The organism is Ureibacillus sp. MALMAid1270, from assembly GCF_049202975.1.
In the GTDB taxonomy this organism is placed as follows: Bacteria; Bacillota; Bacilli; order Bacillales_A; family Planococcaceae; genus Ureibacillus.
This window is the reverse complement of record NZ_JBMIRP010000097.1, coordinates 150128-175680: the sequence shown is the minus strand read 5'-3', so window position 1 is coordinate 175680 and position 25553 is coordinate 150128. Positions and strand designations below refer to the sequence as shown.

Below are 25553 nucleotides of genomic sequence, written 5' to 3'. Positions count from 1 at the left end.
GATCCAAATGAAACAAGTGGAAATTATTTTGTTACTTTTTCTGTATTTTTAGCTACTTCAGCTGCTACAACTGTTGGAAGACCCCATAATTCGATAAATCCAACAGCAGAGTTATGATTGAATTTATCTGCTTTTGAGTATGTTGCTAACTCTTCAGAATATAAAGAGTTTGGAGATTTACGTCCTTCTACAATTGCATGACCTTTGTATAATTTCACGCGAACTGTACCATTTACATATTTTTGAGATTCTTTTAAGAAACCTTCAAGTGCTGTACGAATTGGGTTGAACCATAATCCTTCGTAAATGATCTCAGATAGTTTTTGTTCAATAATTGGTTTAAAGTGAGCTAATTCTTTTACTAAAGTAATATCTTCAAGTTCTTTATGAGCAGTTAAAAGAACTTTTGCACCCGGGATTTCATATACTTCACGAGATTTAATACCAACTAAACGGTTTTCAACGTGATCGATACGTCCAATTCCGTGTGCACCAGCAATTTTGTTTAATTCTTGGATAAGATCTGCTAATTTCATTTCTTGTCCATTAATTGAAACTGGTTTACCTTCAACGAACTCGATTTCAATATATTCTGGTGTATCTGGTGCGTTTTCGATTGAAACTGTTAATCCATAAGCTTCTTCTGGTGGAGCTACCCAAGGATCTTCCATTACACCAGCTTCGTTAGCTCGGCCCCATAGGTTTTGGTCGATAGAGAATGGTGAATCGATAGTTGCAGGAATTGGAACACCATGTTTTGCAGCGTATTCGATTTCCTCATCACGGCTCCATCCCCACTCACGAACTGGAGCAAGTACTTCTAGATCTGGATTTAATGCTTTAATTGAAACTTCAAAACGAACTTGGTCATTTCCTTTACCTGTACATCCGTGTGCTACTGCATCTGCACCAACTTGGTTAGCAATCTCAACTAATTTTTTAGAGATTAGTGGACGAGATAACGCTGATACTAATGGATATTTTTGCTCATACCATGTATGTCCTTGTAAAGAGATTAATGCATATTCTTCTGCAAATTCATCTTTTGCGTCAACCATATATGATTCAACAGCACCTACTTGAAGTGCTTTATTTTTAATAAATTCAAGGTCTTTACCTTCTCCAACGTCTAAACATACTGCGATAACATCCCAACCTTGTTCTTTTAACCAAGGAATTGCTACTGATGTATCAAGACCGCCTGAATATGCTAATACTACTTTTTTGTTTGCCATAATGTATTGCCTCCGATAACTAACATCTGTATTTTTATACAATCATTTAAAAGTTTATACACGAATAGTACCACTTTATAAAAATAAATACAAGTGCATTTTTATAAAAAGTTAATAATACAAAAAGAGAGCAGAAACCAATGATTTTTAAGCATTTTTGGTCCTACTCGAATGGATATTATTTTTTATTAAAAAACCTTTTTCCAAGTCTTTCGACCAATTTAGGTGCTACTGCATAAAGTTTACTCGATATTCCTAATATTTTAGGTAAATTTACTTCCCTTACTGGATGATCAATGCACTTTACAACAGTTGTTGCAACTTTTTCTGGTTTAAGAAGGAAAGATTTGATTGTATCCCTATATGCATTTGTTGGATCTGCTTTTTGTAAAAATGGTGTATCAATAGGACCTGGATAAATAGAAGTTACTTTCACATTATAAGCTTCAAGCTCCATTCTTAGTCCATTTGAAAAACCTGTTATTGCATGTTTAGACGCTGCATAAACACTTGCTTTTCTAGTTGCAACTTTTCCAGCTTGAGAACTAATAAATATAAAATGCCCAGAATTTCTCTCTATCATGCTCTTCGCCAATCTCCGTGTAAGTAATATCGGCGCTCGCACATTTACGTCTAACATTGTATCGATATCTTCATCTAAAAGATCAAATGCATTTTGAAAAATCCCTATACCTGCATTCATGACCGCGACATCAATTGGTGGTATTTGATTGCATACAAAATCAATATCTTCTTTTTTTGTTAAATCCGCTTTAAATACTTTTGCACCTAATTTACTTAACATTTGTAATGAAGGATCATTTCTTCCAGTTGCATACACTGTATGTCCATTTTTTAAACATAACTCTGTTATTAATCGACCAATTCCACTTGTCGCACCTGTAACAAAGATAACTTTACCATTATTCAAATCGTATGTTCCTTTCTTATAGTAGCCATACTTTTTATTATAATGTTTCAGCGTTGCATTATGTTATTTGAAGTATTTTAGCTCAACGCAAAAATGAGTACAGATCAATCTATACTCATTCGTTACTATTTCATATTTAATAATTTGAACATTTCATCTTTTGAGATCAAAAAGTCTGCTAAAGTATATTGATCTAACACATTTAGGTAAGCATTTAAAGCTTCCGCCAAAGCATTTTTCAATTGACAGGCAGGTGAGATTCGACACAAATTATTTTCTTGGCTGAAGCATTCTACAAGGTGGAAATCTTCTTCTGTATGACGAACTACTTGTCCAATATTAATATCTTTTGGGTCCATAGCAAGCCGAATACCACCACCTCGTCCACGGATTGTTTCAATATATCCATGCTGTCCAAGATCATATGTAACCTTCATTAAATGATTTTTAGATATATCATAATTATCAGCAATCTCTTGGATCGTAGTTAATTTATCTGAGCTTTTAATACCAAGATACAGTAAAGTACGTAAAGAATAGTCTGTATATAGGGTTAAGCGCAAATTTAGACACCACACTTTCACTTTCTAAAGTACATTATACCATATGAACCTTATGTTAAAGGACACATAATCATACAACATTAAAGATACATTTTAAATACTACATTTATGTCTATTTTGTTAAAGATGTATTTTATATACCTTTTTGTGACCGTTTTGTTAAAGATGTATTCGGTATATTGTTTTTAAAAAATACGGGGAGTATATTGGCATTAGAAAGGACGTGTATTTATGTTATCACAACAAACAATCGATATTATTAAATCAACTGTACCAGTATTAGAACAACATGGAGTTACGATTACTAAAACTTTCTATCAAAACATGTTTACTGAACATCCTGAATTACTAAACATCTTTAACAAAGCAAACCAACAAAGAGGTCGTCAACAAACAGCTTTAGCAAACACTGTTATAGCTGCAGCAAAATATATTGACAACCTTGAACCAATCGTTCCTGTAGTTATGCAAATTGCTCATAAGCACCGCGCATTAGGTATTTTACCTGAGCATTATCCAATCGTTGGTGAAAACTTATTAAAAGCAATCAAACAAGTGCTTGGAGACGCTGCAACTGACGATATTATCGGAGCATGGGCAAATGCATACGGAGTAATTGCTGATGTATTTATTTCAGTTGAAGAAGATCTATATAAACAGGCTGAAGCAAATGGCGGATGGAGATTATTCAAACCATTCAAAGTGGCTAAAAAAGTGGAGGAAAATGCGGAAGTAACTTCATTCTATTTAGTACCTGAAGATGGTTCAAAATTACCACCATTTAAACCAGGTCAATACATTACAGTTCGCGCGAAAGCAGCTGGTGAAGAATATGTCCAAAACCGTCACTATACTCTTTCACAACCATCAAACGTGAACGAATTCCGTATTTCTGTAAAACGTGAAGACGAATGTGATCCAAAAGGTGTTATTTCAACTTACCTTCACAACAGTTTAAACGAAGGCAATACTATTGAAGTAAGTGCACCTGCTGGTTTATTCACATTAGATGAATCAAACAATCCTGTATTATTTGTAAGCGGTGGTATCGGTGTAACACCATTAAACACTATGCTTCAATCAATGACTTCAGGTCGTGATGTTACTTTTGTACACACTGCGCGTAACGAAAATGTTATTGCATTCAAAGAACAAATCGAAAATAAAGTTAATGAATTAAAAGGAACATACAAAACACACTACTCAGATGCAGAAGGATTTATTACAAAAGAAGTATTGGCTCCATACATTACTGCTAATACAGAAATTTACACTTGTGGTCCAGCTCCATTTATGGAAACTGTTATCTCAATTGCTAAAGAGTTAAATGTTCCAGATGAAAAAATTCACTATGAATTCTTCGGACCTGCAATGACAATTAAAGCATTAGTACATGCTTAATGATTAACATTCAATTCAAACATTCCTATCATATATTTACCCCAAATGATTGGCCACCATCCAACCAATTTGGGGTCTTTTTTTAAGTTATTTAAGTTCTTGAATAAATTAAAATATCGTCATTTAACTCAGACTTAATCAACCCTTCATTTTCTAATTGATCTAAATATCCAATTGTTTTTGAAAGAGTGAGTCCAAGTTGTGATTTATAAATGGAAGCATATAATTCACTTGTTACTTCCATAACCGTTTTCGGTTTGCTTAGAATCTCATAAACAGATTGAGCCTTCAATTGATCTCTCTTAATTCTCATTGATATTAATTCGTTAACATTTGTAACATCATTTCCGTGTCCAGCGTAAACCTTATCTACTTGAAGGTTTTTCAATAAAAGTAAAGATTCCTGGTATTGTAAAAATGCTTTTGGACGTTCAAAATTTAGTGTTACTGGTGGCTCAATTAGAGGATTTGGTGCAACATTTTCCATTAGTAAGTCCCCACCAATAACCGAATTCGATTTATGATCATGAAAAATAAAATGACTTTGTGCATGACCTGGAGTATAAATGGCTTTTAACCCTGGATGACCTGGGATTTGATCACCATCATTAATAAAATGAGTTAGTGGGATTGTTCCAAAATAAGAGATTTCTCTTCGATTATCTATAAACTTCTCAATATATCTTTCTGGTACAGCTTGAAGCTTTAAGTAATGTCGGTAAAATTCATTACGGTACTCTATAAATTGACTTTCTTTTCGCATCCAATGATCCACATACTCATGACCTAAAATATTAGCATTTGGAAAGGCATCTACCCATCCTGCATGATCGGGATGATGATGAGTTAATACAACTTGTTCAATATCACTCAAGTCGTAACCTGCTTCTCGAATACCCCTTTTTAATGCCTCATATGCTTCCGTTGTCTTTGGACCAACATCAAATATCGTTAGCGCTTCCCCATTAACTAAAAATGCATTGACATCACCAATCTCATAAGGAGTTGGGATGACAATTTTATGTATATTCAATTTTATAATCCCCCTTAAAAAGCATAAAATTGTAAAGCATTTGTTACAGTCATAAAACACGTCACAGTTGCTTTATGAAGTTATATTAGAAAATGAATCATTATTCATTCATTTTACTGCTTTTTGATAAATTCGTCTATTTTCATATGGAAATTAATCGTCATCAAAATTTCAATAATTGAAATTTCAATATACTGTTGACATTTTGTGCACTTGTGAATATAATTCTTCATAATATTCAAATAATAAAAGCGATGATGAAGACAAGTAAATGAATGGATGGTTTTAGAGAGTGCTATATTTGGTGCAAATAGCATAACCCCCTCGATTCATCGAACCTACTTCTGAGCAGTCATGACAACATGACCGTCTTCCCTACGATATTGGGAATTGAGTAGTGCTAATTCTATTAGCAAACTAAGGTGGTACCGCGGAAAATAGATGCGTTTTTCGTCCTTATATATGGATGAAAAACGCATTTTTTTCTTTTTATAAATAATACTGTTAAGTGGAGGGATCATCATGCAAAAAGTTATGTTTCTTGGAGCTGGCTCCATGGCTGAAGCATTAATACAAGGTTGGATAGAACAAGAAGTTGTGAATGCAAATAACATTTATATTTCTAATCGATTAAACTATGAAAGACTAGATTCACTAAGTTTAAAATACGGAGTAAATATTTTACAGAAGAAAGAGCAATTATTTGATGCGGATTTAATTGTATTAGCTGTAAAACCAAAGGACGGGAAGACAGCAATGGAAGCTATATTACCCTTCATTGATGAAAACACTCCAATATTAACGGTAATGGCAGGTATTTCAATGTCTACTATTAGCGACATACTTGGTGATCGACCTATCGCAAGGGTAATGCCAAACACATCAGCTACAATTGGAATGTCAGCTAGTGGCGTTGCCTTTAATGAATATGTATCCGAGGAACAAAAAAAGAGATATTATCAAATGCTTGATGCAATTGGTATTGTAATTGAAGTAGAAGAAGATAAATTACATGCAGTTACAGCATTATCTGGAAGTGGTCCTGCCTACTTATATTATTTACTGGAAGCTTTTGAAACAGTCGGTACTGAATTTGGATTATCCAAAGAAACAGTTCGTACTTTGATGGTGCAAACAATTGCAGGATCTGCTGCCATGCTACAAAAAGTTAAAGAAGAACCTGATGTACTAAGAAGAAAAGTAACTAGCCCAGGAGGTACAACCGAAGCAGGAATCCGAGCATTACAGGACCATCATTTCAATGAAGCTATTTTCCAATGTATAAAAAGTGCAGAAGCAAGATCGAGAGAATTATCGAAGGGCGAATAATGAAATATGGTCAATATCTTCATTTGTTCTCGTTGCCATTACTTTCTATAAAAAACGTGTAGATATGAAAAATATTTACACGTTTTTTCCGGTTATAGAGTTCCTGCTTTAATTCTCTTAACAATGGAATATGTAGTATACAAGGCCATTGGTGTAAGCACAGCTGCCGCAATTAGCCAAACACTTAATGCATTAGCTGCCGATAACCCATTATAGTTCGTCAATATATATACGATAATGCCAAATAGTAGAAGATAACTTAGTACATTTGGAAAAATGACAAGTAATCTTAATACTGCAGGATTGATTTTTGGTTCATTCATTCGTACCCCTCCCCTTGTTTCTCTATTGTAATATAAAAATACTCGTTGAATCTATTTTTTCTATTTAATGCCGGTCAGGGGATATATTAACGTCTATCATATATCAGTTTAAGCTTTTGATAAATCAGGAGTCGCACATAAATTTGGAAAAGCCGCACAAATTTCTTCCGAACCCGCACATATTCTTGCCAAATTCGCACATAAAGCCTCAAATTCCGCACACCCCCCACGTAAAACAAAAAAGCATCTTGAAAGACTAACTCCCAAGACACTTCTTTTTATGATTCTTCTTTTAGTAACTGTTGCCCTTTCCAATTAAATTGGTCAAAGTCATTTACGATATAGCTATTCGGAAAAATCTCTTTTGCTTCCACTAACAACTGATGAATATCAGATGGTAGGAAACGGGCACTAATATGATTTATTAATAAATTACTGGCATTTGCCTCTTTTGCAATTTTCGCAGCTTCAACATTGGTTGAGTGACCATAGTTTGCTGCATGGGATGATGTTGAATGATCAAATGTCGCTTCATGTATAACAACATCTGCGTTTTCGCTTAGTAATTTGGCATTTTCACAAAACCTTGTATCACCTAATACGGTCACAATAAATCCTTTTTTAGGAGGCGATGTTACATCGTTACTTAACACTACAGTCCCATTTTCTAATGTGATGTCTTCGCCATTTTTTAATTTTCCAAGTAGTGGGCCTTTTGGAACTCCAAGTTCTCTTGCTTTTTCAATTAATAATTCACCTGGTAATGGCTTTTGCTCAACTCGAAAACCGTAGCATTGAATCACATGCTCGAGTTCTAAAGCAAATACAATAAATTGATCATCCTCAAAAATGACACCTTCTTGTATTTCCACAAACTCTATTGGGTATGTAATGTGAGTATTTGATACGTCAAAGGAGAATTGTAGCCATTCTTTTAATCCCTTTGGACCATATATAGTTAATGTATCTTCCCCACCTAAGAAGGACCTTGAACTTAATAGTCCTGGCAGTCCGAATATATGATCACCATGTAAATGGGTAATAAAAATTTTTTCTATTTTTCTTGGACGGATGGATGTGTGTAATATTTGGTGCTGTGTTGCTTCTCCACAATCAAACAACCAAAGTGTTCCCCGTTCTTCTAATAATTTTAATGCGAGAGCACTTGTATTTCTTAATTTGGAAGGCATACCCGCACCAGTTCCTAAAAATTGTATTTGCATGTCAACACCACATTTACATTTTATTTACGTTTCGTTAATCTTTTAAATCTTCTAGAAAATCCTTACTAAAACTTGTTTTTGAGGCATAAGTTGATTTTTTGTCGATGGTGATTCCTTTTTGGAGGAATCCTTTTCCATATTTTTTCTCAATTTCATCTATTAATTCATAAATTGGTTCGTCTTTTGCATATTTTTCAAAGTTATCAAAGGATAATTGGACTGCACTATTTTGTATGTCTTGTACATTCGAAACAGTGATTCCAAGTAAGCGAATTGGTGCTCCATCCCAAGCTTTCGTAAATAATTTCATAGCCTCATCAAAAATATCCGTTTTTAAATGAATTGGATTTTGTAATGATTTGCTTCGAGAATGATTGTGCCAGTCAGCATCTCGTATTTGTATACTAACAGTCGTACCACAAAGTTTCTTCACAGCGAGTCTCTCTGCAACCTTATTTGCAAGCTTTTCAAAGGTCTCTTCTAGTTTATCAAAATCTGTTTCATCATAAGGCAATGTCGTTGAATTTCCAACACTTTTCGTTTCATAGATGGATTCCGGGTCAACTATACGTTTATCTTCTCCATTAGCTCGTTCACGTAATCGAACTCCATTTTTTCCAAGCTCCTGTTTTAAAAGCCCTTCATTTGCTTTAGCAAGATCACCAATAGTATGAATGTTCAAAGAAGCTAATTTTTTGGATGTACTCTCACCTATACCATGCATCTCAATCACCGGAAGTGGCCAAAGTTTAGCTTGCACATCCCTTTTTCTTAAAACAGTGATCCCCATAGGTTTTTTCATATCGGAAGCTGTTTTCGCAAGAAATTTATTTGGTCCTATACCTATTGAACAAGGTAAATCTAACTCATGTAAAATACGCAGTTGAATTTCTTTTGCTATTTCAAGAGGATGGCGTTTCTTTGAAAGTTCCGAAATATCAATATAACCTTCATCAATAGATACCGGCTCAACAATTTCTGTATACTCTCTCAAAATGGTAAACATCGCTTTTGAAGCAGTTCGATATTTTGGAAAGTCTGGTGGAAGAATAATGAGTTCAGGACATTTTCTAACAGCTTCCCCAACATTCATCGTTGTATAAATTCCCTTTGCTCTTGCTTCATAGGAACTTGTTACGATAATTCCACGTCTTTCTTTCGGATTCCCTGCAATTGCAAGAGCTTTTCCTTTTAATTCAGGATTATAAGCTTGTTCTACCGAGGCATAAAAACTATTCATATCAACGTGAAAGATAATCCGCGCTGCCCCCATTATTTCCACCTCCTTTAGCTTCTTTTTCATAAAAAATTTTATCATAATTAATCAGGAAATGTGCGTGCATTGACATAAACATGCTTCTGAACAATAAACATCAACATAATTGAGAATTCAATTTCCAAAGGATTCGATGAAAAAATATATTGTTGACAAAAATATGAAACTATAATAATCTCATTTTTGTAAACCTATTTTATTTTTTAGTTAACACAAAGGAGCGTTTATATGAAAACAAAAACACAAATGTATGTAATTACAGCTTTTGCAGCTGCAATAATTGCAGTACTTGCCCAAATATCGATTCCATTACCGATGGGGGTTCCAATTACAGGTCAAACATTAGCTGTTGGATTAGTCGTTACAATTTTAGGAACAAAATATGGATCAATGGCTGTTTTAGTCTATATTCTTCTTGGAGCAGTAGGTATGCCTGTCTTTTCAGGTATGTCAGGAGGATTAGCAGTACTTGTAGGAGCAACTGGAGGATACATTATCGGTTTCCTTGCACAAGCATTTATCCAAGGATTGTACATGGATAAGTTTGGTTACACATATGTTCATGCAATTATTTCGAATTTAATTGGTATGTGTATTACATTAGCATTTGGTACTGTTTGGTTAAAGATCGCGTTAAGTATTACTTGGGAAGCTGCATTTATGGGCGGCGTTTATCCGTTTATCATTGTAGGTATTATAAAAGCTGTTGCTGCGGCATGGTTAGGTGTTGTTGTACGCAACCGCTTAATGGGAGCAAAATTACTTCCACAATACGCGTAAACAATAGGAAAGCGAGCATATAAGCTCGCTTTTTCTTATTCTAGGTGAAAATTAGTCCATTCTTTCACTCTTGGAATTACAATATGTTGATTGTACGACTGATCTTTTACGAATATTTTCGTTGGGATATCCTTTAATGTTTCTAACACAGCCGGCTTATCATCGAAATAATAATCTAAATTTAAATCTTTTATGATCGATATTTTTTCATGATCTTGCATACCACAAAAGAAATGTTCATCATTCACCGGGAATCCAAGATTTTTAACCCACTCTTTCGTACGTGGGCAATATCCTTTTGGTCGAGAAGTAATATAGAAAATTTCATGACCATTTGCTTGTAAATTATTTAAGAACTCGATAGCACCTTCAAAAGCAGGGCAATCTGTAAAATAAATCTCTTCTAACAAGCTTGTCCACATTTTCCCACCCTCAGTTTTATCCATTCCAAAGGCTTCGTGTATTTCAACAGTTTTTAACTCCCGAAAAACTTCGATTCCTACTTCTCGGTTTAGTTTTTTATTGTAAATATGAAATGCATGTTCACGTAAATTAATTAACGTATCGTCAATATCAAAGCCAAATCTCACGATGTACCTACCTTTATGTTATGAATATATAACAAATTGTGTCGCAAAGTTTTTTTCTTTTTCGATTTGAATCGCTTGAAGCTTTTCAATTTCTCTTTTTCGTTCTGACTCGCATTGCATTAAATCTAGTCTATTGATCTCATCTGGTGTGATAATTTGCGCTAAACAGTCAGCATCTTTCATCGCACTATTTAAACCAAAAGCTCCTGTTGGTGTCATTGTATGGACTGCATCACCTAAAAATGCAACACCGTTACCACCCCAATGCTCACTAAAATTACTATGAACATCAAGTAAAACAAAGTCGTTCCACGATTGTATAGAATCATTAACTGACTCTTCTAACATAGGAAATGCTTTAATTAGTTTTTCGATAAATGTATTAAATGGTTGTTTCCTAAGGTTAGGGAAAGATCCTTCTTCAATATTCCACCCAATTTGTACATAGCCCATAGCTTGAGTAAATAAAGAAAGCTGATAGCCATCAATTAAAGCCATTTTTATTGAAGGTTCCCAACCATCTGGAGCAGGAATTCTTGCCCATAATAAATCATATCCATGCTTACGTTTTGTTACTTCTATTCCTGCTTTCTGTCTTACGGTAGAATAGCGTCCATCTGCACCAACAGTTAAACGGCTTTCAATGGTAATCTCTTTCCCTTCACACATCGCTTGAACACCGTAAATTCTCTTTTCATCATTAATAAGTAAGTCAACCACTTTCGTATTCGTCATTAATGTAAAGTTTGGATATTTCTTTGCCTCTTCGATAATTACTTTTAAAAGATGCGCCTGTGGAACATGGATTCCTAAGTGTCCTACTTGAGGGTCAGGAAGTATCTTCTTAAGTAGCTTTCCATTTTCCCAGTATTCCAAAGATTCCATTGGGAGCATTCCTAATTTTTCAATCTTTGAAAATAAATTATGCTTTTTTAAAATCGCTTCGCCTTCTTCATTTAAATGTTCGCCACGAAATGCCTTTGCAATTTTTTGATGACGTTCAATTAAAATGACAGATACATGTTGTTTAGCTAACAAATATGCAAGTAGTGCACCACCAGGTCCAGCGCCAACAATACATACATCAGTTTGATAACTCACTTTATTCACCTTTTCTTGGATAAGCTACTACGAATAAGTCTTGTCCGATTTGTTGATAGGATTCAAATTCTAGCTCAACCGCTTCATCCATTGACTGTAAATCTTGACCTAAAAATGGCGTCTTAGAATTTTTACCACCAAGTACTTTAGGTGCAATATAAACTAGAAATTTATTAATCAATCCTGTTCTTAGGAAAGAAGCATTCACTTCTCCTCCACCTTCGACTAATACATCAGTAATGCCAAGTTTATATAGTTCATCTAACATTTGTTCTAAATCAAGACCATTTTCATTTTGATCAACAAAAACTACATTAACTCCCTGCTCTTGAAGTGAAGTCACTTTTTCGGAATCCCGATTAGTTGTTGAGGTAACAACAATTGTTTTAGCAAGTTTCGTATCAACGACTTTTGCCTCCATCTGAATCCGCAACTTACCATCTAAAATAACGCGAATTGGATTTTTTCCTACACCTGTTTTAAGACGAGTTGTTAACTGTGGATCATCTGCTAAAACAGTCCCAATACCAACTAATATTGCATCCACTTTATGTCGTGTTTCATGAACATGCTCCCTAGCCTCTTCACTAGTAATCCATTTAGAATGTCCATTATATGTAGCAATTTTCCCATCTAACGTCATAGCAAATTTTGAAATGACAAAGGGGCGACTTGTTAACATATTATGAATAAAACGTTCATTCAACTGAATCGCTTCTTTTTCTAATACACCAACATCAACTTTTATACCAGCCTCTTCAATTAAACGAATTCCCCTACCTGCAACCTCAGGATTAGGGTCTCTAGTTGCGACAACTACACGAGCAACTTTCGATTTCACCACTAAATTTGCACAAGGTGGTGTTTTTCCATAGTGAGAACATGGCTCAAGAGTTACGTATAAAGTCGCTCCTTCTGCATGATCTCCTGCCATATTAAAGGCATGTACCTCGGCATGAGGTTCTCCTGCTTTTCGGTGTAATCCAGTTCCAACGATTACACCATTTTTAACAAGCACTGCCCCAACTACTGGATTCGGATTTGTATTTCCTAATGCCGATGCTGCTAAATCTAATGCCAATTTCATATAATCATGATCTGTCTTCAACCAAAACACCTACTTATACACTAATTTTAGTAGTAACAATATGACCTGATTTTTCTATTTTCGTATTTAAATAAAAGCGATTTGTCTCAGTTAGTCCGCCCCATAACGAAATATGTTTATCGGCCAGTAAACCATGTTCTTTTAAAGCTTTTAATTTATTTGGATTATTCGTTATTAATGTAACAGGTTTTTCCCTTAAAGATTCTAAAACTTTAACAGCTTCCTCATAAGAACGCATATCATCTTTAAAACCTAAAGCTTCATTTGCTTCAACTGTATCGTAGCCTTCTTCTTGTAATAAGTATGCCAATGATTTTGAAAATAAACCAATTCCACGGCCTTCATGATTTGCTAGGTAGAAAATTGCTCCACAACCATGCTCTTTGACCATTTTCATGGATTCGTGTAATTGATATCCGCAATCACAACGCTGACTACCAAATATATCGCCTGTATGACAAATACTATGCATTCTAACGATTGCATCGTCATCATTGAAAAAATCACCATACACTAATACGGATGACTGTTGTTTAGAAGCTAAGTTATCCTGTACAATTAGTTGAATTACTTCTTCTTTTGATTTCATATCATCAAGAGTTAACCAAGTATACCATTGGAAAGTAGCATCAAAATCACCTTGTTTTACTGGAAGATTAACCGGTCCTACTATACAAATGCTTTGTTTATTTTTAAATTGAACAATTTTCATTTTATTCATTAATAAATCTTTCATTTCTTTATAATCTTTTTTCATAGTACATCACCCATTCGTTTCAGTTCTCAGATTATACAGTTACTTTTCGTAACTAAGTGTATAATAATAATGAAGTTAAGTCAAATTATAGTATGATTAGGAAGAAGTTTATTATTGGTTAATTACCTACTTATTAACAATTAAATTCAACATCATAAGATAACTATTATATAAGAGGTAACTCACGATTGACAGTAATTAGTTTTCAAGAATTTACGAGAAATCAGGTGACTTTTTATGAAAGAAAAAATCGCGTGGGTAACAGATACGTCTGCCATGTTAGATGAGGAATTTATCGATCACCATAATATCTTTGTACTTCCAATCGTCGTAATATTTGAGGACCGTGCATACCGTGAAACAGTTGATTTATCCTTAGAAGAGTTTTATGAAAAGCTAAAAAATACAAAAAAAATTCCAACCACATCACAACCTGTGATAGGTGAATCCATTGATTTATATAAAAATCTGAAAGCAGAAGGATATACTTGCGCAATTGCTATACACACTTCCAGTAAACTGTCCAACACATATGAAAGTTCATATACAGCAGCACAACAAGCTGGTTTAAAAGTGTATCCCATCGATTCAAAAGCTATTTCATATCCTATGAAAAAATTAATTGAACGTGGCATTGAATTAGAACAAGCTGGTTATGACGCTGAGACAATTGTAAATACTTTGCAAAAAACTACCGAAAATATATTTTTAACCGGTGTACCTGCTAGTTTAACTCAGCTTCAAAAAAGTGGTCGTGTTCCCAGTGTTGCAGCAGTAATCGGAAATATTCTACAACTAAAACTAATATTATCTTTTGAAGATGGACTTGTCCTATTGAAGAAGAAAGTACGAACATTTACAAAAGCGAAAAACTATTTAAATAGTCTACTAGAAGAACAATTGTCAAAATATCCAATTAAAGAAGTAGCTATTGTACATTGTAATAATGAAAAAGAAGCTATCAATTGGCAATTAGAATTACAAAATCAGTTCCCAACAGTTCACTTTATTATTTACCCATTTAGTTCGGCAATTGGTGTTCATGCAGGTGAAGGGACAACTGGGCTAAGTTGGATTTTTGAAGAATAAATAGAGGTATCTCAAAACTTTTACTGTTTTGAGCCTACCTCTTTTTTGTCTTCACTTGGATTATTTTATACATAATATTAATGCATATTCCCGAAACGATGGTATACATCATTTAACGTCTCACAGCCTTTTTGCCGCACTTTCTCAATATATATGCTCCAAAGTTTCGCCGTCATTATTGCATCACCTAAAGCGTGATGGCGATTTTCAATCAGAATATTTTGCTCCATACACAATTGGTCTAAAGTAGCCATTTTCATAGTCGGATCAACTACTTTATAAATGAACGACGTATCAATAATACGGTGTTTGAAAGGTGTTTTTAAAATCTTATTACTATAGTAGCTCATAAAGCTTCTTTCATGGTTAGCATGATGAGCTACTAATGGACTATTTTTTACAAATTGATAAAATTCGATGAGTACGTCTGAAATTTTTGGAGCATTAATGACTTGCTCATTTGTTATACCAGTTAACTTTACAATTTCATCTGGCACATCTTGATCGAAATATACAAGCGAATAAAACGTTCCATCTTCTTGGATTTCTTTTCCGCACATTTTCACCGCACCGATTGACAGTATTACATCTCCTTTTTCGGGTGAAAACCCCGTTGTTTCTATGTCAAACACTACAACATTTAGCTCATTTAAATTGATATTCATGACATCTTCTTTTACTATTTCCTTTTGTAAATGTCTTAGGTAAGCAACTTGATGTAAATTTTGAACATCATTTATTCCACCAGCATTTCGCCTCGATTGTATCCCTCTAAATAATTGCATAAATGGTTCAAACGCCATGAATAACACCCTTTTGTATTGATTTGTTAATTGTACAATTTTGAACTTTCATGAAAGAATACTATGAAAGAAAATTATCAATCAATTTATAATAGAAGAAATCACTTTATCGCGTATTTTCTTTCCATCTTTTAATATTGCTTTTATTTCTTTCCGTTGTTCTTTTGATAGATTATTTATTTTTAAATAATGGGAGTTTTCATAGTCTAATGCTTCGATTAACATATTCCGATAATGGATTAATTTTTGAAAATTTCTTTCACTGTTGTGTAGTAATAACTTATATTCTTCCAATTGATTTAATCGTGCGATTCGCTCTAAAGTACTCGATTCATAGATTCCCTCTTTTATTGATAAAAATCGAATCGAATTTACATATGGAGTGAATGCAGCATACTTCAGATTCACATGGCCTTGATAGATACCATGTTGCTCAACAATAATTTGACCCATTGGACCAATAACATTTCTAGCATGCTTCATATTGGCTACAAATCGAATTAATAGGTTGCTATGGTTTCTCTCATATTGAAAAATAATTGATTTTAAATCATAAACATAATTGGAATTTCCGTGAAGGACTCTTGCGTCAAAGAAGATTTGTAAATAGCGGATCGCTTCCCAACTTTCATCTTCCAGCCAATCCATTATTTGTTTTTCCCATTGAGCAAATGATATACACCAGAGCGAATTTGAGGGCATAATTTGTCCTTTGCAATATGGATAACCTACAAAATCAAGACCAAAACATAGTTCCTCGCCTAATGCTTTAAAATAGGAATCATTTTCTAAACTTGAGTTTTCATAAATAATTCCGTGATCTTGATCACTAATTAGCCCTTGTTCAAGCCGCCCACCACTCCCTGTTATAAACCATGAAAATTCACAAGGGGGGCTATGGTTCATTTTACCTTTTGCCACTTCCAATACTTTTAACATTACTTGATCATGAAATTTATTAAGGGAGAAATTGTTTTCTATATGTGATGAAATATTACAGTCTTTCCATTGCTTAATAGATTCATATGTTTCCATGATCCACTTCCTCTATTAAATGAAGAATTATAAACACTTATATAAAAAATGTTTTCAACTAATATTTTATACTAGGCAAAAAGCCGCCTGCATCAATTAACACTGATCCTTTACTTTACATAAAGGACATTTCATAATTGAAACAGTGGCTTTTCTCACTTCTATTAAACTAATGGTAAATTCATATTTTTAGTGGAATTATTTTTCCACAGTTGCAGCAGTTGTTACTTTTGTTTCTTCTAAAGTCATGTGCTCTGGATATCCGTAACTTCCGTGTTCACTAATATCTAGACCCATAATTTCTTCCTCTTCAGAAACACGTAGACCGATAATTTTATCTAATACTTTTAATACGATGAATGAAACGACAAATGCGAAAGCACCTGAAGCAACTACACCTAAAGCTTGAACACCTAGTTGTGCAAAACCTCCACCGTAGAATAATCCAGCTTGCCCCCATTCAATATCAGTAGATAATGCAGGAACAGCGAATAAACCGTTAGATAAAGTACCCCAAACCCCTACAGTACCATGAACTGATAATGCAGCAATTGGATCATCGATTTTTAATTTATCGAATAAGTCCATAGAGAATACGACCATGATACCACCGATTAGACCGATAACAACTGCCGCCCAAGGTTCAACAAATCCACAAGAAGCTGTAATTGCTACTAAACCTGCAAGTGCTCCGTTTAATGTAGTTGGAACGTCTGCTTTTCCTTTAACTGCCCATACTGTAAACATTGCAGCAATTGCACCAGCACCTGCAGCTAATTGAGTATTTAAAAGAACAAATCCTAAAAATCCATCAGCTACTCCAAATGTAGAAGCTCCATTAAATCCAAACCAACCTACCCAAAGAATTAATACACCTAAAGCAGTGTAAACTTGGTTGTGCCCAGCTAGTTGATTAGATGAACCATTTTTATTGTATTTACCAATACGTGGTTTTAAGATTATTGTTGCAGCTAATGCCGCCATTGCACCAGTTAAGTGTACTACTGTAGAACCAGCAAAGTCTTGCTTACCATGTTCAGCTAACCAGCCACCGCCCCAAATCCAGTGAGCTACAATCGGATAAATAATTGCTGAGAATACAACAGCGAAAATAACGTATACAGATAATTTTGCACGTTCAGCAAAACCACCAAATGCAATTGTTAATGAAACTAATGCAAACATTACTTGGAATGAAAAGTCAACAGCAGGAGTTAAGCCTCCGTCAGCAGCTGAATAGTCGCCATAGAAAAAGTTCGATAAACCAATAAATGCATTACCTTCACCATAAATAAATCCATACCCTACTGCCCAAAATACTAATGTTCCAATTCCTGCAGTGAAAATTGTTTTACCAGCAATATGACCAGCATTTTTCATTCTTGTGGAACCTGCTTCTAATAAAATAAATCCACCTAGCATAAAGAAAACTAAAATTGCGCCAATTGCTACCCACAGATTATCCATAAGAACAACAACTGCATTTAAATCCATAAAACTTTCCCCTTTCTTTTTTTAAAATAAATAAGCATGTTACATTATGTTATTTTTAAATGTTAGAAAAAGTAACACGTTTTATGATTTTATTTTATCTAATTCTTCCATGAATTCAAATATCTTTTTGAGATTAAACATATCTAATGTAAGGATTTGTTACAAATGAACTTTTTACCCCAGAAAAAAAGAAGGTTTATGTATGAACATAACCTCCTTATCCTTGTTAATTTAATATGTTTACTGAGTAACTAGGGAACATATAAATGCCATCGATTAAATCTAAGTCATAATGTTTTTGTCTAAATTTCGATTGGTATACATATTCCATAAGCACGATTTCATCGTCAGTTGCTTCACATAATACACCTGAAACAGACAATCCATTTTTAAAAGCAACACCAATTGGCTGACCTACTAATGCTTTTATCCTATCCTGCATCGATTAGCCCCCTTCCTAACAGTGTATGAACTGCAGTTAGGAGGGCTTGTGTATTCGCCTTATTTGCAAGAGTGTCAGTAAAAAATAGTTATTTTTTCTTGTGACCTCTCATCAACTTTTCAAATCTCTCCATCATCGGATCTTTCTTAGGGGTGAAATGAAAAGGACTACTTTCTCCCCCAAATTCCGTAGCTTGCGTTGAGTAAGTAAATACACTTAACTTATCACCTGCAGTAGCAGTAGGATCATTTATTATACTTTCTTGTTTCCCATCTGGATGTGGGCTTGTTTGCACATGCTGATTTTGGGTATCCTTCGGCATAATTTCATCTCCTTTTGCTGATATTCTTATCGAAAAAAGACATAATTATGCATTTCAAAATATTGCACGTTACATTTCCTCACACAGAATAATCGAACTTCATGTTAACAATTCTACCAAAGTGTTAGAGATTATAAATAAACATAAATTCAATTACAAAGTACAAACTAAATTAATAAATTTTTAATCAAAAATGTTTTGACATAGTACATGAAATAGGGTAAATTACGAAAGGGCGAACAATTGACCCTTTGAGTTAAAAAATATTCGTTTTTTGAGGTGTATACTAATGGATAACGTATTTGACTATGAAGATATTCAACTAATTCCTAATAAATGTATCGTAAATAGCCGTTCGGAATGTGATACTTCTGTAATGTTTGGCGGTTATAGATTTAAACTACCTGTAGTTCCTGCGAATATGCAAACAATCATTGATGAAAAAATTGCGATTCAATTAGCTGAAAACGGTTACTTCTATATTATGCACCGTTTTAACCCTGAAACTCGTGCTGATTTTATTAAAGATATGCACGCAAGAAAACTAATTGCTTCTATTAGTGTAGGTGTAAAAGAAGAAGAATATAAATTTATCGAGCAGTTAGCGATCGAAGATTTAGTTCCTGAATTTATTACAATTGATATTGCTCACGGGCATTCAAACAGTGTAATCGCTATGATTAAACATATTAAAACTCATTTACCACAAAGTTTTGTTATTGCTGGAAATGTAGGTACACCAGAAGCTGTACGCGAATTAGAAAACGCTGGTGCAGACGCAACAAAGGTCGGAATTGGACCGGGTAAAGTTTGTATTACGAAAATTAAAACTGGTTTTGGTACAGGTGGCTGGCAATTAGCTGCTCTACGTTGGTGTGCAAAAGCTGCAACGAAACCAATCATTGCAGATGGTGGTATTCGTACTCATGGTGATATCGCGAAATCTATACGATTTGGCGCTTCAATGGTTATGATCGGTTCTTTATTTGCAGGTCATGAAGAGTCTCCAGGTGAAACAGTCGTTAGAGATGGTAAAATGTATAAAGAATATTTCGGTTCAGCATCTGAATTCCAAAAAGGCGAAAAGAAAAACGTCGAAGGGAAAAAAATGTGGGTTGAACATAAAGGTAGCTTAAAAGATACTTTAATCGAGATGGAACAAGATTTACAATCATCTATTTCTTATGCAGGTGGAAATAAATTAGAGGCGATTCGTACAGTAGATTATGTAATCGTAAAAAATTCAATCTTCAACGGCGACCGAGTATATTAATTAAATTAATAAAAGCGGGCTCACTTTCGAGTTCCGCTTTATTTTTTTGCAATATATTTCGATTAATATTTTGTCCAATAAATTATACTGATTGTAGAAAAAACTTAAAGTCCCCTACAACAATTGATCACAAACAAAAACAAACGACTATCGTTACCAATAGTCGTTTGTTAATTTTAAGCCAAGTAAGCCTCTTTAATTTGTTCATTTTCAATTAGCTCTGCACCAGAACCAGATAAAACGATTTCACCATTTTGGATAACGTATCCACGGTGGGCAATACTTAATGCTTGATATGCGTTTTGTTCAATTAATAATACAGTGATCCCTAATGAGTTTAATTGCAAAATAATCTCAAAGATTTGTTCTACAATAATAGGTGCTAAGCCCATAGAAGGCTCATCTAGCATTAATACTTCAGGTTGCATCATGAGTGCACGACCAATCGCGAGCATTTGTTGCTCCCCACCACTCATCGTTCCACCTTTTTGATTAATTCTTTCTTTTAATCTTGGAAAGTAATTAAAAACTGTTTCCATCCGTTCTTGGATGATATCTTTCCCTTTTACCGAATAGGCACCCATTTGTAAATTTTCTTTCACAGTAAGTTGCGAGAAAATTCTTCTGCCCTCTGGAACATGGGCAAGCCCTAAAAGTGTAGTTTCATGAGGTGGTTTATTTGTAATATCTTTATCTTTATATATAATGGAACCATTCTTCACTTTCGCAAGACCACTTATGGACTTTAGCGTTGTTGATTTACCAGCTCCATTACTTCCGATTAAAGTTACAATTTCCCCTTTACCTACTTCGAGACTAATTCCTTTTAATGCTTGAATTGCGCCATAATACGTCTCAATATTTTTCAGCTCAAGAATTGGCATTCGTCTCACTCCTTTGCGCAAGTTTTGCAGCAGAAGAACCTAAATATGCTTCGATAACTTTTGGATTTGTTCTAATATCATCTGGAGTTCCTTCGGCAATTTTTTCACCATGATCTAGAACGTAAATATGCTCCGATATTTCCATAACTAGTTTCATATCATGTTCGATTAATAAAATCGACACATTAAATTCTTTTCCCATTGACTTAATGATGTCCGTCAGTTCTTTTGTTTCTTTCGGATTCATACCAGCTGCAGGTTCATCTAATAGAATCAGCTTCGGCTTCGTAGCAAGGGCACGAGCAATTTCTAATTTACGTTGCGCACCATAACTTAGATTTTTTGCCTTTTCATTTAAGAATGGAGCAAGATCGAAATACTCTAACAATCGATAGGCTTCTTTTTCAGCCTCTAATTCTTCATGTCTAGTACTAGGTAAGTTTAATAAAATACCTAATAAACCTGTTTTTAAATGTTTATGCATACCAACGAGTACATTTTCTAAAACTGTCATTTCACCAAATAGACGGATGTTTTGAAATGTTCTCGAAATACCTCTTTTCGCTACTTCATCCGGCTTTAAACCAACTACCGATTTTCCTTCCACTAAAATTTCACCTGAAGTCGGTTTGTAAACACCGGTAACTAAATTGAAAAATGTTGTTTTTCCAGCACCATTCGGACCAATTACTGCAGTTATGGAACCTTCTTCCACAGTCATTGATATATCTTTATTGGCAGTTAAGCCCCCGAATTCTTTCGTTACATTTGTTACTTCTAATATTGGCATCAAGATCCCCCCTACTTTTCTTTATTGATGACAACTGTATTTTTGTTATTCATCGTAAGTGAGTTGGTTTTTAATTTATTCTCATCAAATTTTTTGTTTTTCGCAGGGATTAATCCAATAGGTCTATACAATGCGAAAATTACAAGAAGTAAACCAAATAATAATTTTTGCATTTTAGCTGGTGATAAGGCATCTGGAATCGTTATCATCCCACTTAAATTTAACTGGTTTACCCAGTTCGTAAGCTCAGTTAATACTTGTAAATTTAAAATTGTTACTAAAGCAGCACCTAAAATAACACCAGGTACACTTCCCATACCGCCGAGAACTACCATTACGAGAATAGTAAACGATTCCATTAAAGTAAAACTCGTCGGATCAATAAATGCCTGTTTTGCAGCGAATACAACACCCATCATTCCCGAGAAAGTAGCACCGAGTGCAAAGGCTAATAGCTTCGTTTTTACTAATGGAATTCCCATTGCTTGAGCTGCAATTTCATTTTCACGTACTGCTTTCCATGATCTACCTAATTTTGAATGTTCAAAACGTAACACTGCAAAAATAGTAAAAGCTAATATAACTAAAGTAACAAAATAGAATTGGTGAGGGAAAACGAGATCTATTCCGAAAAGTGATGGTGGTTTAACTGAAGAAATACCCATCGCACCATTCGTAAAGTTCACAGGTCGATCGAGATTATTGAAAACAATTCGAATAATCTCACCGAATCCGAGAGTAACAATTGCTAAGTAGTCCCCTTTAACACGGAGAACCGGAACTCCTATAAGCACACCTGCAATTGCAGCGCAGATCCCACCAATAATTAAAAAGATCCAAAAAGATTCTCCACCAAGTGGATATTCTCCGAAAGGCATAAATTTCGAAGCTTGTGGAGTGGCGAAAATTGCGTAGGAATATGCTCCAACAGCGAAGAAAGCTACGAAACCTAGGTCAAGTAACCCTGCCATACCTACTACAATGTTTAAGCCAAGCGCCATCGAAACATAGATTCCGACCATTGTTGCAACTTCCATATATGACTGAAATGCTGGCCCACCACTCGAAGCGAATGGAAGTAAAATGAATAATATACCTCCACCTATTAACCACTTCGTTAAATTTTTCAATTTCATATAATAAAGAACTAGTAAGGAAGCTAGTAACAACAAAAATGCAACTACTGATTTTTGAGACAAATATAATGAGAGCGATGTGATTGCAACAAATAATGTAAATAAAATAACTTGTGACCATTTATTTTCTAAAAATAAAGTTATTTTCTCTTTCATGCTAGTCACCTACACTTTCTCTGCAGTCGGTTTGCCTAATAATCCTTCTGGCTTGAAAATAAGCACGATGATTAAAATAGCAAACGCGAATACGTCTTTATATTCTGCACCGAATATTCCACCTGTAAGGAGCGATAGATTAGCAGCTGCAAACATTTCCATTAAACCTAGCAATATTCCTCCAAGCATTGCTCCACGAATATTCCCAATACCACCTAAGACAGCAGCGATAAATGCTTTTAACCCTAAGATAAATCCGATGTAAGGGTCAATCGTTCCGTACTGGAGTGCAAATAACACACCTGTCGCGCCACCAAGTGCAGATCCAACGAAAAATGTAGTAGAAATTACTTTATTGACATTAATGGACATCAATGATGCCGTTTCCCGGTCTAACGACACGGCACGAATTGCAGTACCCCACTTCGTTCTATTAACAAAGAAATCTAATGCAATCATTAAAACAATTGCAGTCACCAAAACGATAAGGAATGAAGTTTTGAAACTTGCATCATTAAACAAACCGGAAATTTGTGAAAAACCAATTGTGATTTGATCAGAGAATAAAGATGGTCCCGTTAATATATAGCGGCCTGTTGCAAGCTCCGCGATAAAACGAATCACATCTTGTAAGATAAATGAAATACCGATTGCCGTAATTAATGGGATTAATCTAGGTGCATGTCTTAATGGTCTATAAGCAACCCTTTCCATACCTACCCCAATTAACCCAGTAAATAAAGCTGTAACTAAAATAACAACAATAAATATTAGTAATTGTGGGATTGCCGCTGACCAACTCATCCCCATCAGCAAAATAAATAAACTAGTCCCAATGAAGGCCCCCGTCATAAAGATCTCACCATGTGCAAAGTTAATAAGTTGTAAGATACCATAAACCATCGTATATCCGAGAGCTACAACTGCATAAACAGCGCCTAATGTAAGTCCATCAATTAATACTTGCGGTAAACTGATTAACAAATCCTGAAGCATCCCTAACCCTCCTATTTATACTTTTCGTAGATGCGAGAAAAGAAAAGTATCTTTTTTACGAATAATGCTATCGATTAGTGCTCTTTATAAACAAATTGCTTGTCCATATCTACTTTAAATAAAAAGTGTTGAGAGAAAATAATCCCAACACTTTTTAATAATTTTAATGTCGCTTTTATTGACCTACTTCTCCAACTTGAACTGGAGGATATGAAGCTTCTTCAAATGAATAGATAAACACTTTTGCATTTACGTTATCGCCTTTTTCATCGAATGAAACAGTTGTAAGTGCACCTTCATAATCTTTTACAGCACGAACTGCAGCTACAACATCCTCTTTAGCAGGAAGTTTTCCACCATTCGCATTAATCGCATCTTCTAAACCTTTTAGGAATACGCCCATTGAGTCATAAGCATAAACAGAGAAGGATTCAGGATCCTTATTGAATTTCGATTTGTAATCCGCAACGAATTTTTTACCAGATTCAGTTGCATTACTATCACCAGCAATTGAAGTGATATATGTGTTAACTACTGCGTCACCAGCAATATCAACTAAACCAGAAGAGTCCATTCCGTCTCCACCCATGAATGGAATATCAATCCCTTTGTCACGAGCTTGTTTAATTAAAATACCACCTTCAGAATATAAACCACCGAAGTATACTAAATCAGGTTTTGCAGTTGTGATTTGGTTAATAACTCCATTGAAATCTTTTTCACCAATCGTTACAGAACCTTCACCAACGATTTCAGCACCTAAATCTTTTGCAGCTTGTGTAAATGTATCTGAAATACCTACACCATAAGCTGTTTTGTCATTAATAACGAAGATTTTCTTCGCACCTAATTCGTTTACAGCATACTCTGCTCCAGCTGGGCCTTGTAAATCGTCACGAGCTACAATACGGTTAACCGTTTTTAAACCACGCTCAGTAACTTCAACTGCAGTATTAGCAGGAGATACCATTGCGATATTGTATTTTTCATAAACCTCAGATGAAGGAATCGCTACACCAGAGTTGTAGTGCCCAATAATACCATATACAGATTCATCCGCACCCATTAAGTTAGCATTTGTAACGCCTTTTTTCGGGTCACCTTGATCATCATATGGCTCTAATTGAAGGATAAAGCCTAAAGCTTCAAATTTCGCTTTTTCTTCATCTAACTTCATTTGAGCCCCTGATTTAATTGCATCACCAATTACAGAAGATCCACCAGAAAGCGGAGATTGTGTTGCAATTTTAATTACAGTTTTCCCATCAGTTGACCCATTGCCGTCAGTTGATGTAGATGGTGTACCTGAAGAACAAGCTGCTAATAAACCAACCGTTAATACACCTGAGAGTAATAATCCTAATGACTTTTTAAATTTCATAGCAAACCCCCTGAATCTATTTTTGTATTTTACTAGTTTTGAACTAGTTCTTACTAAGTATAAAGATGAAAATAGAAAATCACATCAAATATGTCAGATGTT

26 protein-coding genes and 1 other annotated feature are annotated in these 25553 nt (G+C 34.6%); of the genes, 5 read left to right on the top strand and 21 right to left on the bottom strand.

Annotated features, from left to right (window positions below; genetic code table 11):
- Nucleotides 1–23: 23 nt before the first annotated feature.
- The 3 genes from ACOQFO_RS16295 to ACOQFO_RS16285 all read right to left on the bottom strand — a co-directional run bounded on the left by ACOQFO_RS16295 (nucleotide 24) and on the right by ACOQFO_RS16285 (nucleotide 2729).
- Nucleotides 24–1235, bottom strand: coding sequence for an argininosuccinate synthase (locus ACOQFO_RS16295; protein WP_421690731.1), 1212 nt, complete (start codon nucleotides 1233–1235; stop codon nucleotides 24–26).
- Nucleotides 1236–1413: 178 nt separating this feature from the next.
- A complete protein-coding gene (locus ACOQFO_RS16290) occupies nucleotides 1414–2166 on the bottom strand; it encodes an SDR family NAD(P)-dependent oxidoreductase (protein WP_421690730.1) in 753 nt (250 codons plus the stop codon).
- A 125-nt stretch (nucleotides 2167–2291) separates the two neighbouring features.
- Nucleotides 2292–2729 carry an RrF2 family transcriptional regulator gene (locus tag ACOQFO_RS16285; RefSeq protein WP_421690729.1) on the bottom strand — a complete coding sequence of 146 codons (438 nt, stop codon included), beginning with the start codon at nucleotides 2727–2729 and terminating at the stop codon, nucleotides 2292–2294.
- A 231-nt stretch (nucleotides 2730–2960) separates the two neighbouring features.
- Here ACOQFO_RS16285 and hmpA point away from each other — a divergent pair, with 231 nt between their 5' ends.
- Complete coding sequence (gene hmpA / locus ACOQFO_RS16280) at nucleotides 2961–4130, top strand: NO-inducible flavohemoprotein (protein WP_421690728.1); 1170 nt, start codon at nucleotides 2961–2963, stop codon at nucleotides 4128–4130.
- A gap of 91 nt (nucleotides 4131–4221) precedes the next feature.
- Here the strand turns inward: hmpA and ACOQFO_RS16275 are convergent, their stop codons facing one another.
- A complete protein-coding gene (locus ACOQFO_RS16275; protein WP_421690727.1) occupies nucleotides 4222–5163 on the bottom strand; it encodes an MBL fold metallo-hydrolase in 942 nt (313 codons plus the stop codon).
- Between the two features lie 245 nt (nucleotides 5164–5408).
- Nucleotides 5409–5624: a binding site (T-box leader), on the top strand.
- A gap of 61 nt (nucleotides 5625–5685) precedes the next feature.
- Here ACOQFO_RS16275 and proC point away from each other — a divergent pair.
- Nucleotides 5686–6492, top strand: coding sequence for a pyrroline-5-carboxylate reductase (proC, locus tag ACOQFO_RS16270; RefSeq protein ID WP_421690726.1), 807 nt, complete (start codon nucleotides 5686–5688; stop codon nucleotides 6490–6492).
- 92 nt (nucleotides 6493–6584) lie between these two features.
- Here proC and ACOQFO_RS16265 read toward each other — a convergent pair whose 3' ends face one another.
- The 3 genes from ACOQFO_RS16265 to ACOQFO_RS16255 form a co-directional block, all read right to left on the bottom strand.
- Nucleotides 6585–6815: an acyl-phosphate glycerol 3-phosphate acyltransferase gene (locus ACOQFO_RS16265; protein ID WP_421690725.1), complete on the bottom strand. Its 231-nt coding sequence runs from the start codon at nucleotides 6813–6815 to the stop codon at nucleotides 6585–6587.
- Between the two features lie 278 nt (nucleotides 6816–7093).
- The gene (gene rnz / locus ACOQFO_RS16260; RefSeq protein ID WP_421690724.1) at nucleotides 7094–8038 is read right to left on the bottom strand and encodes a ribonuclease Z; all 945 of its coding nucleotides are present in this window, start codon (nucleotides 8036–8038) and stop codon (nucleotides 7094–7096) included.
- Between the two features lie 34 nt (nucleotides 8039–8072).
- Entirely contained in the window at nucleotides 8073–9311 is a 1239-nt protein-coding gene (locus tag ACOQFO_RS16255) for a DNA polymerase IV (RefSeq protein ID WP_421690723.1), read from the bottom strand.
- Nucleotides 9312–9542: 231 nt separating this feature from the next.
- On the opposite strand from ACOQFO_RS16255, the gene ACOQFO_RS16250 reads away from it, so the two are divergent.
- Nucleotides 9543–10094 (top strand): biotin transporter BioY, encoded by a 552-nt coding sequence (locus tag ACOQFO_RS16250; protein ID WP_421690722.1) that lies wholly within the window; start codon nucleotides 9543–9545, stop codon nucleotides 10092–10094.
- A 35-nt stretch (nucleotides 10095–10129) separates the two neighbouring features.
- Here ACOQFO_RS16250 and ACOQFO_RS16245 read toward each other — a convergent pair whose 3' ends face one another.
- Genes ACOQFO_RS16245 through ACOQFO_RS16230 form a run of 4 tightly spaced genes read right to left on the bottom strand, consistent with a single transcriptional unit; the run spans nucleotide 10130 to nucleotide 13650 of the window.
- Nucleotides 10130–10684 (bottom strand): 5' nucleotidase, NT5C type, encoded by a 555-nt coding sequence (locus ACOQFO_RS16245; RefSeq protein WP_421690721.1) that lies wholly within the window; start codon nucleotides 10682–10684, stop codon nucleotides 10130–10132.
- A gap of 18 nt (nucleotides 10685–10702) precedes the next feature.
- Nucleotides 10703–11785, bottom strand: a complete 1083-nt coding sequence (locus tag ACOQFO_RS16240) for an FAD-dependent monooxygenase (RefSeq protein WP_421690720.1) — start codon at nucleotides 11783–11785, stop codon at nucleotides 10703–10705.
- Between the two features lies 1 nt (nucleotide 11786).
- Complete coding sequence (gene ribD / locus ACOQFO_RS16235) at nucleotides 11787–12893, bottom strand: bifunctional diaminohydroxyphosphoribosylaminopyrimidine deaminase/5-amino-6-(5-phosphoribosylamino)uracil reductase RibD (RefSeq protein ID WP_421690719.1); 1107 nt, start codon at nucleotides 12891–12893, stop codon at nucleotides 11787–11789.
- Nucleotides 12894–12906: 13 nt separating this feature from the next.
- Nucleotides 12907–13650 (bottom strand): GTP cyclohydrolase II, encoded by a 744-nt coding sequence (locus ACOQFO_RS16230; protein ID WP_421690718.1) that lies wholly within the window; start codon nucleotides 13648–13650, stop codon nucleotides 12907–12909.
- Between the two features lie 237 nt (nucleotides 13651–13887).
- Here ACOQFO_RS16230 and ACOQFO_RS16225 point away from each other — a divergent pair, with 237 nt between their 5' ends.
- Nucleotides 13888–14739 carry a DegV family protein gene (locus ACOQFO_RS16225; RefSeq protein ID WP_421690717.1) on the top strand — a complete coding sequence of 284 codons (852 nt, stop codon included), beginning with the start codon at nucleotides 13888–13890 and terminating at the stop codon, nucleotides 14737–14739.
- A gap of 77 nt (nucleotides 14740–14816) precedes the next feature.
- Here ACOQFO_RS16225 and ACOQFO_RS16220 read toward each other — a convergent pair whose 3' ends face one another.
- From ACOQFO_RS16220 to ACOQFO_RS16200, 5 genes are all read right to left on the bottom strand, one after another.
- The gene (locus tag ACOQFO_RS16220) at nucleotides 14817–15542 is read right to left on the bottom strand and encodes an exonuclease domain-containing protein (protein ID WP_421690716.1); all 726 of its coding nucleotides are present in this window, start codon (nucleotides 15540–15542) and stop codon (nucleotides 14817–14819) included.
- An 81-nt stretch (nucleotides 15543–15623) separates the two neighbouring features.
- Entirely contained in the window at nucleotides 15624–16577 is a 954-nt protein-coding gene (locus tag ACOQFO_RS16215) for a DUF294 nucleotidyltransferase-like domain-containing protein (protein WP_421690715.1), read from the bottom strand.
- Nucleotides 16578–16775: 198 nt separating this feature from the next.
- Complete coding sequence (locus ACOQFO_RS16210) at nucleotides 16776–18071, bottom strand: ammonium transporter (protein ID WP_421690714.1); 1296 nt, start codon at nucleotides 18069–18071, stop codon at nucleotides 16776–16778.
- A gap of 226 nt (nucleotides 18072–18297) precedes the next feature.
- A complete protein-coding gene (locus ACOQFO_RS16205) occupies nucleotides 18298–18513 on the bottom strand; it encodes a hypothetical protein (protein ID WP_421690713.1) in 216 nt (71 codons plus the stop codon).
- Between the two features lie 88 nt (nucleotides 18514–18601).
- A complete protein-coding gene (locus tag ACOQFO_RS16200) occupies nucleotides 18602–18835 on the bottom strand; it encodes a hypothetical protein (protein ID WP_421690712.1) in 234 nt (77 codons plus the stop codon).
- Between the two features lie 289 nt (nucleotides 18836–19124).
- Here ACOQFO_RS16200 and guaC point away from each other — a divergent pair, with 289 nt between their 5' ends.
- Nucleotides 19125–20108: a GMP reductase gene (guaC, locus tag ACOQFO_RS16195; protein WP_421690711.1), complete on the top strand. Its 984-nt coding sequence runs from the start codon at nucleotides 19125–19127 to the stop codon at nucleotides 20106–20108.
- 176 nt (nucleotides 20109–20284) lie between these two features.
- On the opposite strand, the gene ACOQFO_RS16190 is transcribed toward guaC, so the two are convergent.
- The 5 genes from ACOQFO_RS16190 to ACOQFO_RS16170 all read right to left on the bottom strand — a co-directional run bounded on the left by ACOQFO_RS16190 (nucleotide 20285) and on the right by ACOQFO_RS16170 (nucleotide 25451).
- Nucleotides 20285–20992 (bottom strand): ABC transporter ATP-binding protein, encoded by a 708-nt coding sequence (locus ACOQFO_RS16190; protein ID WP_421690710.1) that lies wholly within the window; start codon nucleotides 20990–20992, stop codon nucleotides 20285–20287.
- Nucleotides 20979–21782, bottom strand: a complete 804-nt coding sequence (locus ACOQFO_RS16185) for an ABC transporter ATP-binding protein (RefSeq protein ID WP_421690709.1) — start codon at nucleotides 21780–21782, stop codon at nucleotides 20979–20981. Before ACOQFO_RS16185 ends, ACOQFO_RS16190 begins: the two co-directional genes overlap by 14 nt.
- Before the next feature lie 11 nt (nucleotides 21783–21793).
- Nucleotides 21794–23074, bottom strand: a complete 1281-nt coding sequence (locus ACOQFO_RS16180; protein ID WP_421690708.1) for a branched-chain amino acid ABC transporter permease — start codon at nucleotides 23072–23074, stop codon at nucleotides 21794–21796.
- Nucleotides 23075–23083: 9 nt separating this feature from the next.
- The gene (locus tag ACOQFO_RS16175) at nucleotides 23084–24070 is read right to left on the bottom strand and encodes a branched-chain amino acid ABC transporter permease (protein ID WP_421690707.1); all 987 of its coding nucleotides are present in this window, start codon (nucleotides 24068–24070) and stop codon (nucleotides 23084–23086) included.
- 175 nt (nucleotides 24071–24245) lie between these two features.
- The gene (locus ACOQFO_RS16170) at nucleotides 24246–25451 is read right to left on the bottom strand and encodes a branched-chain amino acid ABC transporter substrate-binding protein (RefSeq protein WP_421690706.1); all 1206 of its coding nucleotides are present in this window, start codon (nucleotides 25449–25451) and stop codon (nucleotides 24246–24248) included.
- Nucleotides 25452–25553 lie beyond the last annotated feature (102 nt).